The sequence below is a fragment of the Dinoroseobacter sp. S76 genome (genome assembly GCF_049801095.1).
In the GTDB taxonomy this organism is placed as follows: Bacteria; Pseudomonadota; Alphaproteobacteria; order Rhodobacterales; family Rhodobacteraceae; genus Dinoroseobacter.
On record NZ_JBNAGH010000001.1, the window covers coordinates 14879 to 31578 of the forward strand.

At 62.6% G+C, this 16700-nt stretch carries 15 protein-coding genes; 6 read left to right on the top strand and 9 right to left on the bottom strand.

What is annotated here, in order from left to right:
- Positions 1-16 precede the first annotated feature (16 nt).
- From ACP153_RS00080 to ACP153_RS00090, 3 genes are all read right to left on the bottom strand, one after another.
- On the bottom strand, positions 17-1279 hold the full coding sequence (locus ACP153_RS00080; protein WP_424968927.1) for a hypothetical protein: 1263 nt from the start codon (positions 1277-1279) through the stop codon (positions 17-19).
- Between the two features lie 81 nt (positions 1280-1360).
- The gene (locus ACP153_RS00085) at positions 1361-1906 is read right to left on the bottom strand and encodes a peptidylprolyl isomerase (RefSeq protein ID WP_424968928.1); all 546 of its coding nucleotides are present in this window, start codon (positions 1904-1906) and stop codon (positions 1361-1363) included.
- Positions 1899-2405 (bottom strand): peptidylprolyl isomerase, encoded by a 507-nt coding sequence (locus ACP153_RS00090; protein WP_424968929.1) that lies wholly within the window; start codon positions 2403-2405, stop codon positions 1899-1901. Before ACP153_RS00090 ends, ACP153_RS00085 begins: the two co-directional genes overlap by 8 nt.
- 189 nt (positions 2406-2594) lie before the next feature.
- Between ACP153_RS00090 and ACP153_RS00095 the strand changes: the two genes are divergently transcribed.
- The 6 genes from ACP153_RS00095 (at position 2595) to ACP153_RS00120 (ending at position 8940) form a co-directional block, all read left to right on the top strand.
- A complete protein-coding gene (locus ACP153_RS00095) occupies positions 2595-3773 on the top strand; it encodes a phosphoglycerate kinase (protein ID WP_424968930.1) in 1179 nt (392 codons plus the stop codon).
- 103 nt (positions 3774-3876) lie between these two features.
- Positions 3877-4761: a fructose bisphosphate aldolase gene (locus ACP153_RS00100; protein ID WP_424968931.1), complete on the top strand. Its 885-nt coding sequence runs from the start codon at positions 3877-3879 to the stop codon at positions 4759-4761.
- 123 nt (positions 4762-4884) lie between these two features.
- Entirely contained in the window at positions 4885-5187 is a 303-nt protein-coding gene (locus ACP153_RS00105) for an FtsB family cell division protein (protein ID WP_424968932.1), read from the top strand.
- 93 nt (positions 5188-5280) lie between these two features.
- Positions 5281-6276 (top strand): pyruvate dehydrogenase (acetyl-transferring) E1 component subunit alpha, encoded by a 996-nt coding sequence (pdhA, locus tag ACP153_RS00110; protein ID WP_424968933.1) that lies wholly within the window; start codon positions 5281-5283, stop codon positions 6274-6276.
- Between the two features lie 14 nt (positions 6277-6290).
- Complete coding sequence (locus ACP153_RS00115) at positions 6291-7646, top strand: pyruvate dehydrogenase complex E1 component subunit beta (protein WP_424968934.1); 1356 nt, start codon at positions 6291-6293, stop codon at positions 7644-7646.
- Positions 7647-7659: 13 nt separating this feature from the next.
- Positions 7660-8940, top strand: a complete 1281-nt coding sequence (locus ACP153_RS00120) for a pyruvate dehydrogenase complex dihydrolipoamide acetyltransferase (RefSeq protein ID WP_424968935.1) — start codon at positions 7660-7662, stop codon at positions 8938-8940.
- A 1-nt stretch (position 8941) separates the two neighbouring features.
- On the opposite strand, the gene cysE is transcribed toward ACP153_RS00120, so the two are convergent.
- From cysE to ACP153_RS00150, 6 genes are all read right to left on the bottom strand, one after another.
- Positions 8942-9748, bottom strand: a complete 807-nt coding sequence (cysE, locus tag ACP153_RS00125) for a serine O-acetyltransferase (protein ID WP_424968936.1) — start codon at positions 9746-9748, stop codon at positions 8942-8944.
- A gap of 381 nt (positions 9749-10129) precedes the next feature.
- Complete coding sequence (locus ACP153_RS00130; protein ID WP_424968937.1) at positions 10130-10834, bottom strand: DUF2793 domain-containing protein; 705 nt, start codon at positions 10832-10834, stop codon at positions 10130-10132.
- Positions 10827-14738: a baseplate multidomain protein megatron gene (locus tag ACP153_RS00135; RefSeq protein ID WP_424968938.1), complete on the bottom strand. Its 3912-nt coding sequence runs from the start codon at positions 14736-14738 to the stop codon at positions 10827-10829. Before ACP153_RS00135 ends, ACP153_RS00130 begins: the two co-directional genes overlap by 8 nt.
- A 2-nt stretch (positions 14739-14740) precedes the next feature.
- Complete coding sequence (locus ACP153_RS00140) at positions 14741-15181, bottom strand: NlpC/P60 family protein (RefSeq protein WP_424968939.1); 441 nt, start codon at positions 15179-15181, stop codon at positions 14741-14743.
- Positions 15178-16068 carry a DUF2163 domain-containing protein gene (locus ACP153_RS00145; RefSeq protein ID WP_424968940.1) on the bottom strand — a complete coding sequence of 297 codons (891 nt, stop codon included), beginning with the start codon at positions 16066-16068 and terminating at the stop codon, positions 15178-15180. The genes ACP153_RS00140 and ACP153_RS00145 overlap by 4 nt, the downstream gene beginning before the upstream one ends.
- Positions 16065-16697 carry a phage distal tail protein, Rcc01695 family gene (locus tag ACP153_RS00150; protein WP_424968941.1) on the bottom strand — a complete coding sequence of 211 codons (633 nt, stop codon included), beginning with the start codon at positions 16695-16697 and terminating at the stop codon, positions 16065-16067. Before ACP153_RS00150 ends, ACP153_RS00145 begins: the two co-directional genes overlap by 4 nt.
- Positions 16698-16700 lie beyond the last annotated feature (3 nt).

Below are 16700 nucleotides of genomic sequence, written 5' to 3' on the forward strand. Positions count from 1 at the left end.
GGTGACGCAAGGTGCGTCAGGCCCGGATCCGCCGGGACCGCGCCGCCCCGAGCAGCCCCAAGCCCCCGAGCAGCAAGAGCCCCGCCGCAGGCAGCGGGATCGCGGCAAGCTCAACCAGATCCTCAAAACCCAGAACCGTCTGGGTGCTACCCGTGCCGAACTTGAACTGCTCGAACTGAGTCAGCGTCACCTCAAGGCTGTCGCCACCGCTGAGCAGGGAGAGCTCCACATTGAGGCCCGAGACCACCACATCGAAAATGTCCATCGCGGCGAAATCCGCGAAGATCACCATGTCCAGATCATCCCCACCGGAATAGAGATCCGCGCCCGAAAGCCCGGCAAAGCCCGTCCCCTCGAAGATCAGCATATCCGCATCATCGCCCAGAAGGATGTCGCCCATCACGATGCTCGACGCTTTCAGGGCGACCATGTCATCCCCCATCCCGAGATCGACCGCGACACCGGAGCTGCCTTGCAGGATGCCGGAATTGACGATCTCCTGAGCCGCGTCATCGGCCTCATCCACGGTGACCGCGAGGGTGCCCGCGATCAGGCCCGCATTCTCGATCAGCGAGGGACCGGCGCCCGGATCGAAGTCGATGGCCGCATTGGTCCGAGAGGTGATCTCGGCTCCGGCAAAGTTCCGCACGGTGCCGGAATCGATGTCGATGGCATCCTGCGCCTCCACATCACCGACGATATCCGCATCCAACTGGGTGTTGCGGATGATCCCGTAATTCTCGATCACCGCATCCTCGCCCATCTGAATGGCGTCATCAAAGGCCTCGACGATCCCGAAGTTGACAATCTTCGCCCCATCGCCGGTCTCGATCCCTTCATTCGTGCTGGAAGTGATACGGGCACCCGCGGCGTTCTCTACCTCTACATCATCACCATTGGCGTCGATGGCCTTCTCGACGGCCTCAACCAGTCCGCGGTTGATGACCTTGAGCGCATCGCCGCCCTGGATCCCCTCATCCCCGGACAGGATCGTACCGTCATTGGTCACGGTACTGTTCGCGCTGTCCTTGAGGTTGATGGTCCGGTCACCATTGCCCGTGGTGTCGAGAACGGCTCCGGTGAGCACATTGATCGTGATGTCGTCGCTTCCATCCTCGATGCCCCGGGTCTCGACCGCATCGGGACCGTCGAGCACGGAAACGGCGTCGCAGGTCACGGTATCTCCCGCGGAGATGCCTGACACAGCCGAGCAATCCGCATGGGCTGCGCTGCTCAGGGCGCCCGCCGCCAAGAGTGCGATCAATGAAATCCGAAGCATGAACCTGTCCCTCAAATGGTTAACGCCCCCGGGGTACGGGGGCGTTGTAACAATTTGATAAAGACGGGGCGTTCGGTGCGCCTACTCCGTGACGGTGACTGTCACCATGCGATCCGGTTCGCCGATCACGGCGCCGTTGCGACCCTCGCCGCGCTTGATCGCGTCGACCACATCCATGCCCTCGGTGACCACACCGACGACCGTATACTGACCATTCAGGAAATGGCCTGCGTCGAACATGATGAAAAACTGCGAGTTGGCGGAGTTCGGGTTCTGCGCCCGGGCCATGCCGACCACGCCGCGGTCATAGGGCATATCGCTGAACTCGGCAGGCAGGTCCGGACGGCTCGAGCCGCCGGTGCCCGCGCGGCGCATATCCGCGCCGAGCTTGCCATGTTCCACATCCCCTGTCTGGGCCATGAAGCCGTCGATCACGCGGTGGAACACCACGTCGTTATAGGCGCCTTCGGCCGCCAGCGCCGTGATCTGTTCCACATGCTGCGGGGCGAGGTCCTCGCGCAGGTCGATGGTGATCGTGCCATTGGCCTCCCCCGCGACCTCGATCTGCAGCCCGGTGGCGAGCGCAGGGCTCGCCAGCAGGCTGAGGGCCAGGGCGAGACTACGCATCGGCGGCCACCTTGACGGAGATCATCTGATCCGGGTTCATCGGCGGCTCGCCCCGGACGATCTTGTCCACATGCTCCATCCCCTCGATGACGCGGCCATAGACCGTGTATTGCCCGTTCAGGAAATGGTTGTCCGAGAAATTGATGAAGAACTGCGAATTCGCGCTGTCCGGGTTGGCCGAGCGCGCCGCGCCTAGTGTGCCACGATCATGGGGCAGCGAGGAGAACTCCGCCGGCAGGTTCGGCAGGTCCGAGCCGCCCGTGCCCGCCATGCGGATGTTGAAATCCTTGGCGGCGTTGCCATTGGCCACATCGCCGGTCTGGGCCATGAAGCCATCGATCACCCGGTGGAAGACCACGCTGTCATAGGCACCGGCGCGGGCCAGCTCTTTCATGCGCTCGGCATGTTTCGGGGCCACATCGGGCAAGAGCTCGATGGTGACGGTTCCGTCCTTGAGCTCCATCAGAATTGTGTTTTCGGGGTCTTTGATCTCAGCCATCTGGCATCCTCCTGCATCTGTCCCGCGCAACCTAGGCGGCGCGTGCCGGATGGGAAACCCCACAAACGCATGAGCAGGCTGGAACGGCAAAGGCACACCGGCGCGCCGGGCTGGCCTGCGCGACGCGGCGACAGGTTGACCTTTGCCATGGCTCTGGCAGAACGAGCGCAAGTGCAGATGGAGGCCGATATGAGCTGGAAAACCCTCGATGACATGGATCTGGACGGCAAGATCGTTCTGACCCGGGTGGATATCAATGTGCCCGTGGCCGATGGTCAGGTGACCGACGCCACGCGGATCACGCGGATCATCCCGACCCTGAAGGATATTCTGGCCAAGGGCGGGGTGCCGGTGCTGTTGGCGCATTTCGGACGGCCCAAGGGTCAGGTCGTGCCGGAGATGTCCCTGCGGATCGTCCAGCCCGCGCTGGAAGAGGCGCTGGGTCAGGCTGTGACCTTTGTGGAGCGCCCCTCGCGTGATGCGCTGGAGGCCCTGCCCGCAGGCAGCGTCGTACTCGTTGAGAACACGCGCTTTGCCGCCGGGGAGGAAAAGAACGATCCGCAGATGGCGGATTTCCTCGCGAGCCTCGGCGATATCTATTGCAACGACGCCTTCTCCGCGGCGCACCGGGCCCATGCCTCCACCGAAGGGGTTGCGCGGCGCCTGCCCTCCTGCGCCGGTCGGTTGATGCAGGCCGAACTGGAAGCACTGCAATCGGCGCTTGGCGATCCGGTCCGCCCGGTTGTCGCCGTTGTCGGTGGGGCGAAGGTGTCCACCAAGCTCGAGCTTTTGGGCAATCTGGTGGAGAAGGTCGATGATCTGGTGATCGGCGGAGGGATGGCCAATACCTTCCTCGCCGCGCAAGGCATTGATGTGGGCGCGTCGCTGGCCGAGCATGACATGGCCGACACCGCGCGGGAGATCCTCGCCAAGGCCGAGGGCGCAGGCTGCACCATCCACCTGCCCAAGGACATCGTGGTCGCGCGGGAATTCAAGGCTGGCGCCGCATCCGAGACCCTGCCCGCTGATGCCTGCCCGAGCGATGCGATGATCCTCGATGCGGGGCCCGAGACCGTGGCGGCGGTGGCGGAGGTCTTTGCCAAGGCCAAGACACTGATCTGGAACGGCCCGCTCGGTGCGTTTGAGATTGCGCCCTTCGATACAGCCACCAACGCCGCGGCCCTCGCGGCGGCGGAGGCGACAGCGGCGGGCAATCTCGTCACCGTGGCCGGGGGCGGTGACACGGTCGCGGCCCTCAACCAGGCGGGCGCGGCCGAGAAGTTCACCTATATCTCCACCGCCGGGGGCGCATTCCTTGAGTGGATGGAGGGCAAAACCCTGCCCGGCGTCGCCGCCCTGGAAGGTTAACAGCCTGAGCTATTGCGCCACTGTTAGCGCGAGCAGAATTGCAGCTTGATCCGGGCTCAGATAGATCCGGATCAAGCATCCTGATTTCCGCGGAGTTCCCCCCATGTCTCAAGTTGACCAGATTCGTTCCGGCCAAGGCTTTATCGCTGCCCTCGACCAGTCGGGTGGCTCCACCCCCAAGGCCCTGCGGCTCTATGGTGTCGAAGAGGATGCCTATGGTTCCGAGGCCGAGATGTTCGACCTGATCCACGGGATGCGCGCGCGGATCGTCGCGGCCCCGGCCTTTACCGGCGAGAAGGTGATCGGCGCGATCCTCTTCGAGATGACCATGGATCGCGAGTTTGGCGGCAAGCCGGCGCCGAGCTTTCTGTGGGAAGACAAGGGCGTCGTGCCCTTCCTGAAGATCGACAAGGGGCTTGAGGCTGAGGCCAATGGCGTCCAGCTGATGAAGCCGATGCCGGGTCTCGACGACCTGCTGGCACGGGCCGCCAAGATGGGCATCTTCGGCACCAAGGAACGCTCGGTGATCTCTGCCGCCGATGCCGAGGGCATCAAAGCGATCGTCGCCCAGCAATTCGAGGTCGGCGCGCAGGTGCTGTCCCACGGGTTGATCCCGATCCTGGAGCCGGAAGTCACGATCACCATCGCGGACAAGGCCGAGGCCGAGGACATGTTGCTGGCCGAAATCACCGCCCATCTCGACAGCGTCCCCGAGGGTCAGCAGATCATGCTCAAGCTGAGCTTGCCGACCAAGGCGAACCAGTATCTGTCACTGGTCGAGCACCCGAAGGTGATGAAGGTCGTCGCCCTCTCCGGTGGCTATAGCCGGGAAGAAGCGAATGGTCTTCTGTCGCAGAACACCGGCGTGATCGCGTCGTTCTCTCGTGCGCTGACCGAGGGGCTTTCGGCGCAGCAGAGCGATGATGCATTCAACGTCACCATCGCCGAGACCATTGACGGGATCCACGCGGCCTCCATCGCGGGCTGATCTCACAAGAACTTGACCTAGAACTTGACCTGGGCGCGGCTTTTTGCCGTTAGGGGATTCACACAGAGTCGCGCCTGTGCCATTGTGCTGCCACCGCGCGTCAGACGCGGAGATGAGGCAGCAATGACCAACCGCCAGAAACGATCCGCCATCCATGGCGCCCTCGTGACATTGGGGGCTTTTCTGGTGGGCACCTATTTCGTCTTTCACGCGGTGCAGGGCGATTACGGGCTGTTCAACCGGGTGCAGATCGAAGCCGAGGAAACCCGGCTGCGCACCGAGTTGGCCACGCTGCAGCTTGAGCTCGATGATCTGAAGAACCGCACCCAGCGTCTGTCTGACGGCTATCTCGATCTGGATCTGCTGGACGAGCAGGCTCGCAAGATCCTCGGCTATGCGCGCCCCAATGAGGTCATTATCCGCTGACCCTTTGGTCCTATGCGGGCTCGATTGACCGCGCGCGGAGAGTATCTTAGTTTAACTCTAAACTATCCGAGGCCGCATCTGGGAGGAGCGACCATGGCTGCACGCCGTGCTGCGAAGAAATCCAACGTCTCTAAGGAAGAGCTTCTGGAATACTACCGCCAGATGCTGCTGATCCGCCGCTTCGAAGAGAAGGCAGGTCAGCTCTATGGCATGGGCCTGATCGGCGGGTTTTGCCATCTCTATATCGGTCAGGAAGCGGTGGTCGTCGGGCTCGAAGCCGCGGCCAGCGAGGGCGACAAGCTGGTCACCAGCTACCGCGACCATGGCCATATGCTGGCCTGCGGGATGGATCCCAACGGCGTGATGGCCGAACTCACCGGGCGCGAGGGCGGCTATTCTAAGGGCAAGGGCGGCTCCATGCACATGTTCTCGAAAGAGAAGCATTTCTATGGCGGCCATGGCATCGTGGGTGCGCAGGTGCCCATTGGCGCGGGCCTTGCCTTCTCCGACAAGTACAAGGGCAATGACCGGGTGACCTTCGCCTATTTCGGCGACGGCGCGGCCAATCAGGGTCAGGTCTATGAGACCTACAACATGGCCGAGCTCTGGATGCTGCCCGTGGTGTTTGTCATTGAAAACAATCAATACGCCATGGGGACCTCCGTGGCGCGCTCGACCAAATCCCCGTCCCTGTGGGAGCGAGGCGCAGCCTATGGCATCCCCGGCGAGGAAGTCGACGGCATGGATGTGCTGGCCGTGAAAGCCGCAGGAGAGAAGGCGGTCGCCCACTGCCGCGCGGGCAAGGGCCCCTATATCCTAGAGGTCAAAACCTATCGCTATCGCGGCCACTCCATGTCCGATCCCGCCAAGTACCGGACCCGCGAAGAGGTTCAGAAGATGCGCGAGCAACGGGACGCAATCGAGCATGTGCGCGAGATGCTGCTGAGCGGCGGTCACGCGGCGGAGGATGACCTCAAGGCCATCGACAAAGACATAAAGGCCATCGTGAACGCCTCAGCCGAGTTCTCCAAGACCAGTCCCGAGCCGGATGTCTCCGAGCTCTGGACCGACATCTATGCAGAGCTGTGAGAGAGGAGGAACGCATGTCCACTGAAATTCTGATGCCCGCCCTCTCGCCCACCATGGAAGAAGGCACGCTCGCGAAATGGCTCGTGAAAGAAGGCGACGCCGTCTCCTCGGGCGATATTCTCGCCGAGATCGAGACTGACAAGGCCACCATGGAATTCGAAGCTGTCGATGACGGCGTCGTTGGCAAGCTGCTCGTCGCCGCAGGCACCGATAATGTGGCCGTCAACACGCCGATTGCGGTGCTGATTGAGGATGGCGAGACGCTGACCGAATTGCCTTCTGCTCCGGCAGCAGTTGCGGATGCACCGGCCGAGACCCCAGCCGCGGCGCCCGTCACACCGGCCAAGATCGTCATCCCGGACGAGCCTGACCTGCCGCCCGGCACGCAAATGAAATCCATGACCGTGCGCGAGGCCCTCCGCGATGCCATGGCCGAAGAGATGCGCGGCAATGAGAACGTGTTTCTGATGGGGGAAGAGGTCGCCGAGTACCAGGGCGCCTACAAGATCAGCCAGGGTCTGCTGGAAGAGTTCGGCTCGCGTCGCGTGATCGACACGCCGATCACGGAGCATGGATTTGCCGGGCTCGCCGTGGGCGCCGCTTTTGGCGGGCTGAACCCGATCGTCGAGTTCATGACGTTCAACTTCGCCATGCAAGCCATTGATCAAATTATCAATTCAGCAGCCAAGACGCTCTATATGTCCGGTGGCCAGATGGGATGCCCTATCGTCTTCCGCGGACCGAACGGGGCCGCAGCCCGCGTCGCCGCGCAGCACAGCCAGGACTACGCCGCGTGGTACGCCCACATTCCAGGCCTCAAGGTGGCAATGCCCTACTCCGCCTCCGACGCGAAGGGGCTGCTGAAATCCGCAATCCGCGACCCGAACCCGGTGATCTTCCTGGAAAACGAGATCCTCTATGGCCGCTCTTTCGAAGTGCCTATGCTAGACGACTACACCGTGCCGTTTGGCAAAGCGCGGGTCTGGCGCGAAGGTTCTGATGTGACGCTGGTGAGCTTCGGGATCGGCATGACCTACGCGCTCGAAGCCGCCGATCGCCTCGCCAAGGACGGGATTAGCGCCGAAGTCATCGATCTGCGGACCCTCCGCCCACTGGATACGGAGACTGTGATCGCCTCCGTGCAGAAGACCAACCGCTGCGTGACGATTGAAGAGGGCTTCCCGGTCGCCTCCATCGGCAACCACATCTCCGCCGTTCTGATGCAGGAAGCCTTCGACTATCTCGACGCGCCCGTCATCAACCTGACCGGCAAGGATGTGCCCATGCCCTATGCGGCCAATCTTGAGAAGCTCGCGCTGGTGACCACTGACGAAGTGATCGCTGCGGTTCACGCCGTGACCTATCGCTGACGGGAGAGAGACGATGGCAACTGAGATTTTGATGCCTGCCCTGTCACCTACGATGGAGGACGGCACCCTCGCCAAGTGGCTTGTGAAAGAAGGGGATCAGGTGTCTGCCGGGGATCTTCTGGCAGAGATCGAGACCGACAAGGCGACCATGGAGTTCGAAGCCGTCGATGAGGGCGTGATCGGCAAGTTGCTCGTTGCGGCAGGCACGGACGAAGTCGCCGTCAACACACCTATCGCAATCCTGCTCGAAGAGGGTGAAGAGCTAACCGACAGCCCTGCCCCCGCGCCGCAAGCTCCAGTGGCCGCGCCTGCAACGGCGGCTGCCGCACCCGTGGCTGCCAAAGCACCGCCCCCCAAATCTGGAGACCGCGTCTTCGCCAGCCCCCTTGCCAAGCGTCTCGCCGCTCAAGCCGGGCTCGATCTCGCGCAGGTCGCAGGGACAGGTCCCCATGGGCGGATCGTAAAGGCCGACGTGATCGCCGCCGAAGCCGCAGGCCCGGCCCCCAGCACTGCCCCCGCAACGACAGCTCAAAACGCGGCACCGGCAGCGGCTCCTGCCGCGGTAGCCCCGAAATCCGATGTGGCCGCAGCCTATGCCGATCGCCCCTTCAGCGAAGTGGCGCTGGATGGCATGCGCAAGACCATTGCAGCCCGCCTGACCGAAGCCAAACAGAGCATCCCGCATTTCTACCTGCGCCGCTCCGTCCGCCTTGATGCGTTGCTGAAGCTGCGCAGCGACCTGAACGCGCAACTCGCCACAACCGGCCGCAAGCTCAGCGTCAATGATTTTGTGATCAAGGCTTGCGCCAACGCGCTGCAAACCGTGCCGGCCGCCAATGCGATCTGGGCAGAAGACCGGATCCTGCAATTCGAACGCTCCGATGTCGCCGTGGCAGTGGCCATCGAAGGTGGTCTCTTCACCCCTGTGATCCAGAACGCAGATCAGAAATCGATCTCCGCCCTCTCGGAACAGATGAAAGACCTCGCCTCCCGTGCCCGCGACCGCAAACTTGCACCCGCGGAATATTCCGGTGGCTCCTTCGCGATCTCGAACCTTGGCATGTTCGGGATTGAGAATTTCGACGCGGTCATCAATCCGCCCCATAGCGCGATCCTCGCCGTCGGTGCGGGCACCAAGCGCCCTCATATCTCAGAGGACGGCGCCTTGGGCACAGCCACGGTGATGGATCTAACGCTCTCAGTGGATCACCGTGTCATTGACGGCTCTGTCGGTGCAGAGCTTCTGGGCTCCATCGTGCAAGGCCTCGAGGCCCCGTTGCTCATGCTCGCCTAAGCTAGGACGCGCCGAGCAACTGATCCATGGTCACGGAAGGCTGGGAACACCCGGCCTCCCCGACGATCTTCGCCGGAACGCCTGCCACCGTCTTGCAAGGCGGCACATCGTGCAAAACGACAGAGCCCGCCGCGATCCGCGAGCAATAACCGATCGAGATGTTGCCCAACACATGGGCCCCGGCTCCGATCAGAACACCGTCACCAATTTTCGGATGCCGGTCATCATCTTCCTTGCCGGTGCCGCCCAGGGTCACCGAGTGCAGCATTGAGACATTGTCGCCCACAACAGCGGTTTCACCGATGACGATGGAATGGGCGTGATCAATCATGATCCCCTGCCCGATCCGCGCTGCCGGATGGATATCGACGCCGAACACTTCGCTCACGCGCATCTGGACGAAATAGGCCAGATCCCGGCGCCCCTGCCGGTATAGCCAATGGCCCACCCGATACGCCTGAACCGCTTGGAACCCTTTGTAAAAGAGCAGTGGCTGCAGGAACCGATGGCAGGCCGGGTCGCGCTCATAGACCGCAACCACATCCGCGCGCGCTGCAACGCCCAAAGCCGGATCGTCGCGATACGCCGCATCGGCTAACTCGCGCATCATCTGCTCGGACATCTCGCCCGAGGACAACTTCAATGCGATCCGAAAGGACAGCGCGTCCTCAAACGTCGCGTGATGCAGGATGCTGGAATGCACCAAGCCGCCCAAAAGCGGTTCGTCCTGAACCGCCAGACGCGCTTCATCACCGATCCGATCCCAGACAGGATCAATGGATTTCAGGGTTTTCGACGTTTCTGGCATAACGCGATCTCCGGGACTGTCTCTCCTATGGTTTAGGCAGTTTGCCCTCACCATACAAGGACCCCAAAGAAAGACAGACGCCGCCTCGCGCGGCCTGCAGCCTGCGCCAGTCGGACAAAGCATTGACTACAATAGAAAAGTTCTCGAGCACTTCGTCCGTCAACCCTCGGTGAAGCCCGTGATGCGCTGCCAAATCCGGCCCCGTCGGAACTCCACGCAAACCCGCACGCGCGGCCGCTTTCGGTCCCAGTTTCTTGCGGACCTTGTGCCGGTTATGCCGTGCCTCGAACAACTCGAGGCACAACGCGTGTTTGGATGGGCGCGAGAGAGCAGGCAATCGACCGGCGATCACCACCAGATCCTCAAGGCTGACCGGAGGCATCAGACCGGTGCAGGAATGCCCAGCTCGATCATATGCACGACGAGCCGCACGGTCCCCCCGGCGAAATCACCGCCTTCAGCGGTCAACTGCAAAGGCGTCGCGCTGTAATAGGTCAGCGGCGACCCCGTCAGCCCGTGAACATAGCCATTCAGCCCAGTCCCAAGACCTGACCCGTAGCGGTTGTCGGACGTATTCACTCCCAACCGCCAGGAGGTCAGATCCCCCGTGATCTCGGAAATCACCCGCCCCGTGACACCAATCACCGAGGCATTGGCCGGGATCAGAGCGCTGGTCGCCACGCTGCTGCCTGCCGTGATTTCTTGATCAAAGCTCAAGGTCTTGAGCTGCGGCCCAACGGCGCCGGTGGTGCTCTGAGCAACCCAGTCTATGCCATCAAACAGAAACACGCCCTGCGCGTCCCGGATCCAGGCCTGCCAGCCTTCCCGCGGCGTGATGTACTCCCAACCGCCATTGCTGCGCACGGCCAGCAACCCGGTTGCGGCGTTCCAAGGCGGCTGCGCCCCGGCGGGAACCGCATAGACCGCGCCTTCTTCCGCATCGCTCGGCGGAGTGGTCTCGGTGATCGACTGCAGCACAAGCTGCGCCACCGCATCCAATCGGATCAGGCTTTCATTCACCGTCACGTGCTTTTGCGCCTGCGCCGCTTCAACGAGTGGCAGTTCAAGATTTGCGCTCTTAACCATCGAAGATCATCCTTCCAATTGCGCCCGGCCCGAAGCGGTCCGAAACCTGTGCGACCTCGATGATGAAGGGCGCCGAAAGCCCATCCGAAGCCTGCATTTCCGTTGTGTAGACCCAGCGCGGCTCGCTGAGGGTCACCTCGCGCTGCACCTCATCCTCCATCGATTTGACACGAAGGATGTATTGCTCGCGGTTCTCGCCGAGCGGCACCTCGTTGAGGTCCCACCGATCTCCATCGATCCGTGTGCGGCGGATGAATGTAACCGCCAGCCCGCTTGCGATTACCTCCGCACTAAGATGCGCGGGCGCATAGGGTCGCTGTCCGATCCCTGCAAAGGTCGGCGCGAGATAGACAAAGCTCGGATCGTCAATCGGTCGTTGCGCAGGACCGATCCGGAAATGCCGCGGCAAGCCGAGGGATTGGGATGAGAGCGAGATCTGCTCCACCGCTTCCGTCAACAACACGACCAGACTGCCTTCCGGCCAAGCTTCGCGCATATCCGCATCCGATCCCTGCTGACCACGCAACCGCATGGTCAGGTCATAGACCCCCGGATCCACTGGCGTGACCTCGGCGAACTGGAACAGCTCCCAGCCGCCCGGTTCCCCGGAACCGATTGCCATGAGGTTCGCGCCCCGCAGCACCGCCTCGGGACTAGCCGAGGCCAGCTGTCCGGTGGTCAGCTTCACACGCAAGGCAGGTCCACGATCCCAGACACCCGGCGCAGCCTGCTCCAACACGGTCTGCGTCACACCAAGTGTGGCGGGATCTCCCATGAACCGGTCCAATTCATATCCGGCATCCTCGGGCGAGCTATAGACCGCGACACTGCCCGGCCACGGTTTGGCCGTGATCGCCAGGCGCGGCGCGTGCTCGACCTCATCCCCTGTGATCAAAGGGAGGTCCAGGAAGACCGGATAGACCGGCACCGGCGCCGCGAAGCTGCGGGCAGGTGGCAGTTCCTCAACCGAGTCACTGGGCGTGTAGACAGCGCCTGACACGCGCACGGCATCGAGGCTCCGGACGAGCCCCTCTTCCAACCGATCAACCCGATAAAGCGCCGGAGCGCCTTCTGCGCCAAGCAACTCAATCGTGTCTCCAGCCGTCACATCCGACCGAGAGAGCGGCAGGGCAAATCGCGCCGTATCCCGCGCCACCCGCGACTCCGCGAGCCAACGCTCCACGATCGCCTTGCCCTCGGAATAGGTGAGCGACATTGGAAAGCTCGACTGGGACACGGATTGCGAGGTGTCATCGGGGAAAACCGCTTCAGCCGAGCGGGTCGTGTAATCGCCGCCCTCTTCGAGATATCTTAGCTGCACCCGTCCCGCGAGTTCCGCATCCGGCGCGCGCGTTAGTTGCAGGACACCATCAGTCTCCCCTTCGAGCGCCAACCGCTCCGGATCAATCTCCGCCGGAGCCTCTTCACGACGACTGCGGAAGACCAGCTGCCCCGCCTTCTCAACCACCTCGAACCCATGGGCAAGCATCAGCGGCTGAAGCGCCGCCCGCGCGCTGGAGATCTCATCAACGATAAACCCGCGCACCAAGCCAAAGAGCTCTGAGGTATCCACCTCTGTCACGCCCGAGGTATTGCAAATCTCGCGTACTACTTCGGGCAAGGATTGGGCTGTGATCCGCCCTCCGATCCAATGCCCGCGGGCATAGTTCGGAGAATCTGCCCAAAGGGTGCTGTTGTTCGGAAAGGCTGGCCAAGGCCGAGCGTCCCAGGCCCAGGCATGGATCCGCCCGGTGTCGAGCATCTGTCCACCATACTCCGTCGAGATCGGGTTGTTTTCCGGCCTGTTCCAATAGCTCAGGATCGCCTCGTAATAGGCATGCTGGATCAGGTCATCGCGCCGCCCATCGGAGTAACGGGGCCGCGCGGATTCCGATGACCGCAAGTCGATAAACTTGTTCGGCTGATTGGTCCCTTTGTCGATTGCGGCACAGCCGATCTCCGTGAACCAGAAGGGCTTGCTCTGCGGCACCCAGGCCGTCGGTGCAGAAGACCGCACGCCGCCGACGCGGTTGTGGTGGGTGTTGCGCCACCAGCCTTCCAGGTCCTTGTAGCGAAAGACCCAGGGCTCGTCGGCCAACCCATCCTCGATGGGCGTCCGGACTTGGGCATTCCGATCGGACTGAGAGGCGTAGAACCAGTCATAGCCCTCGCCACCAGCCACCCCGGCTTGCAGATACGCCTGATCATAGATGCTGCCATAGCTGGCATCCAAGTGATCGATACCCGCCCGCCAGTCCGACAACGGCATGTAATTGTCGATCCCAATGAAGTTGATGTCGTCATCCGCCCAGAGCGGGTCGAGATGGAAGAACACATCGCCAGAACCATCCTGCGGGTGGTAGCCGAAATACTCTGACCAATCCGCCGCGTAGCCAATCTTGGTATCAGGCCCGAGGATCGCGCGGACATCTGCCGCCAAGGCGCGCAGAGCTTCGACCGCTGGGAAGGAGTTATCGGCCCCCCGGATCTGGGTCAGGGCCCGCATCTCCGACCCGATGCAAAAGGAGTCCACCCCACCCGCCGCGGCACAAAGCGTCGCGTAGTGCAGGATGAAATGACGGTATTTCCAATCGACCGAGCTCCAAGACACACCATTTCCAGCAACGGACATGCTCGATCTAGAGGCATTGCCAAAGAACGCCGCGACCTCGGCTTCCGCCGCCACGGTGCCATCGGGCGAGCCCTCAACCTGCGGTGCCAGCGAGGTCGTGATCCGCCCCCGCCAAGGCAGCACAGGCTGCCCCTCACCGCCGCTATAGGGGTCGGGTAACGTGTTGTCCGGCACCTGGTCCATCAGGATAAAGGGATAGAAAACAACACTCTTGCCGGTCTCGCGGAGCTTCCGGATCGCCTCGATCACGGATTGATCGCAAGGCGTGCCACCATAGATCTGCGCCTCGTCGATCCGCACGATCTCCTGCAGGTCATAGCGCGACCGGTTGCCCACCCGATAGGGCATCTGGACACCGTCAAACCGCTTCTGATCCACCTTGGGACGCAGCGTACAGGTGTCACAGCGCAGATCATCACCAAACCAGCTCACGACCAGCGAGACGGACTCGCAGGCAGGCAAATCCCGCTCGAGGTTCCGAAGAGAGACGTTGAAATCCGTGTCCCCAGCCGGGGAGTTGATATTGATCGAGGTATTGGCGCCCGGCCCTTCGCTCCAATGCACAGGGGTCGTGGCCAACGCGTATTCACCGGTGCCCGGGATCATCGCGACGCCCGGAACACGGGCCGCCAAGGGCAAGTCCGCGTTCTCCGGCTGCGCAGGACGATACACCTCGAAGCTGAATTGTGGGACACGGTTGCCATACTGGCCGAGATCAAGATCCTCGATCAGCACATAGGCCGTGCCGCGAAATGCTGGCACGCCACCGCCCTCGACAGCTTCGATCTTCGGGTCGATGCTCTGGTCCGCCGCGCCGGTATAGATCCGCAGGTTCAGATCGCTCTGCGAGATCTCGACCCCATCGGCCCAGATGCGACCCACGCTCTGGATCTCGCCTTCGCACAGGGCAATGGCCAGGCTGACCGTATAGGTATAGTTCGTCACCTTGGGACGCGCGGGCGAGCCCTTGCCGCCCCCGCGTGAGGTCGATGTCTCCTGAAAGCGCGACGCCCAGATGACCTGACCGGCCACCCGCATCTTGCCATGGATCACCGGGATCACATCGCCTTCACTGGCATTCGAGATCCGGAACCGGTCGATCCGCCCGGTCTCAACCGCCGCAGAGCCGCTGCCCAGCACACGCTGGTCGATCGCCTGCCCGAGGGTCGCCCCGATCGCGCGCCCGATCACCGTCGCCGACAGGCCAAACGCCGCGCCACCAATGGAGGAGCCAATGGCCGCCCCGGCCGCGGATAAGACAAGTGTGGCCATGTTCAGTCTCCTTCGGGAAAGGCAAAGCGCGCCGCGATCCGGCGCGCCCATGGCGCCGAAAGCGGACTTTCCGTCACCCCATGCCCGGAATATGCGTGGATAAAGCGCGGCGAGGCCCCAGTCCGGGACTGGATGCCCAGATGCTTGGCCACCCCGGCCGCGCGCATGCGAAAGAGCAGGACATCACCGATGGCGACATCGTCCACACCCTTTTCGCGCAGATGCCGCTTGGCACCTTCCCAGAGGATCTCTTCCCTCTGGGGCTCAGACCAATCGGCGGTATAGGGCGGCACCTCTTCCGGCTCCGCGCCATAGACCCCGCGCCACACCCCGCGCAACAGGCCCAGGCAATCCGCACCGGCCCCGCGCACAGAGCCTTGGTGGATATAAGGCGTGCCCAGCCAAAGTCGGGCCTCCTGAACGATACGATCAGAGGTGGTCATCCGCGCAGGCTCCCACCATCATTCTGTCCGCCTTGAACAGGGTAGCTGACAAGCCAGTCATCCCCCGGGATGAACGGAAATCCCTGAAAGTTCTCGATGTTCTGGAACTTGAAGCGACAGGTTTCCTGACGCTTGTCGCACCCGGCGATCAGCTTCACACGATCTCCCGGCACCACAGCCTGGCCAATCGCTTCCCAAACCTCGATGTCCCGACGACCATCCAGCCAGCGGTCATTCTTGATCAGCGCATGGAGACCCGCCGCAGCCCCGCTGAGCACGATGAACCGCCCGCGCTCGAACCAGCTCAGATCAAACGCCTCGAGAGGGGCAAAGGAGAATACACGACCCTCGCTTTGCGCCGTGACTTCCGCCTCGACCGAAAACTTGGGATCACTGACATCCAGGGCACAATTGGCATCGCCCAGCACAGCGGTACAGTCGCGCTGGTAAACACGGCCATGGGGCTGGTTCAACAGCTCGGTCAACCCGCGCAGCTCAGCCCGGAAGGCACCGTCAATCTGCTGCACCTCTCCGATCATGCCGCGAAACTGCACGGCGCGCTCATCGGGGTTGCTCCAGTTGACCAGCCAGATCTCAACCCGTGCACCATCAAAGCGTCCGGCGCGAATGTCCTCTTCCGAGATCGCCATGTCCGACAGAGCGCCCACGGCCTCGGAATTGTCCACGGACAGACCGGTGGATTGCTGCAAGGCCGCCGCCGAGAGCCCGGAATCTGCCACAAACGTCGTCCCGTCAAAGCTGAGGGGCAGGTCATGATCGGTGAAGCCGAACACAACGCCATCGAGACGCGACACACGCCAACACCGGCACACAGTGGTCAGCCCGGTGGCCAGATGCGCGAGCAGCGCGCTCTCCGCCCCGCTCATACCCGTAGCTCCACAACCGGCACCGAGGGGATATCCCCCGCCTGGAACGACGCGACCGAGGTCTGGATCCGGTCCGTGTCGAACCGCACCGGCACGTCAAACTCGAAGCCCGCCGTGACAGAGGCCCCTGTGGCCGGCGCATCGGTGAAGATGACAAGACCCTGCGCCGTATCAATCTCGTAGTGAACACCCTCGGACAGGGCGACCCCGTCCACTCCGGCGCGGACCGAGCCGATCACCGGCTTCGAGATCACACGGCCATAGGACTGGCTTCCGGACCGATAGCTCTTGACGAGCTGAAACGCGGTGGTCTCGCCATCGCCGCTGCCAATGACCTGGTCATCGAACGTCACATCCTGCGACGGCGCGCAGCTTTTGAAGTCGGACCAGTCTTTCCAGCGGAACCCGTACATCTGACCCTGTCGCGCCTCGAAAAAGCCGATGAGCTGCTCGATGTCATCCAAAGACCGCATCCCAACACCCGCGTCGTAGCGACGACGGGACTGGGACCAGGGCGTGTTGCGCTCTTCAAACCCGTTGGCGAGCGTCACGATCTCCGTGCGCCGCTCGGGCCCGCCGGTGGAGCCAAAGCTCAGATTGGCGGGAAATCTCACTTCATGAAATTGCATGTC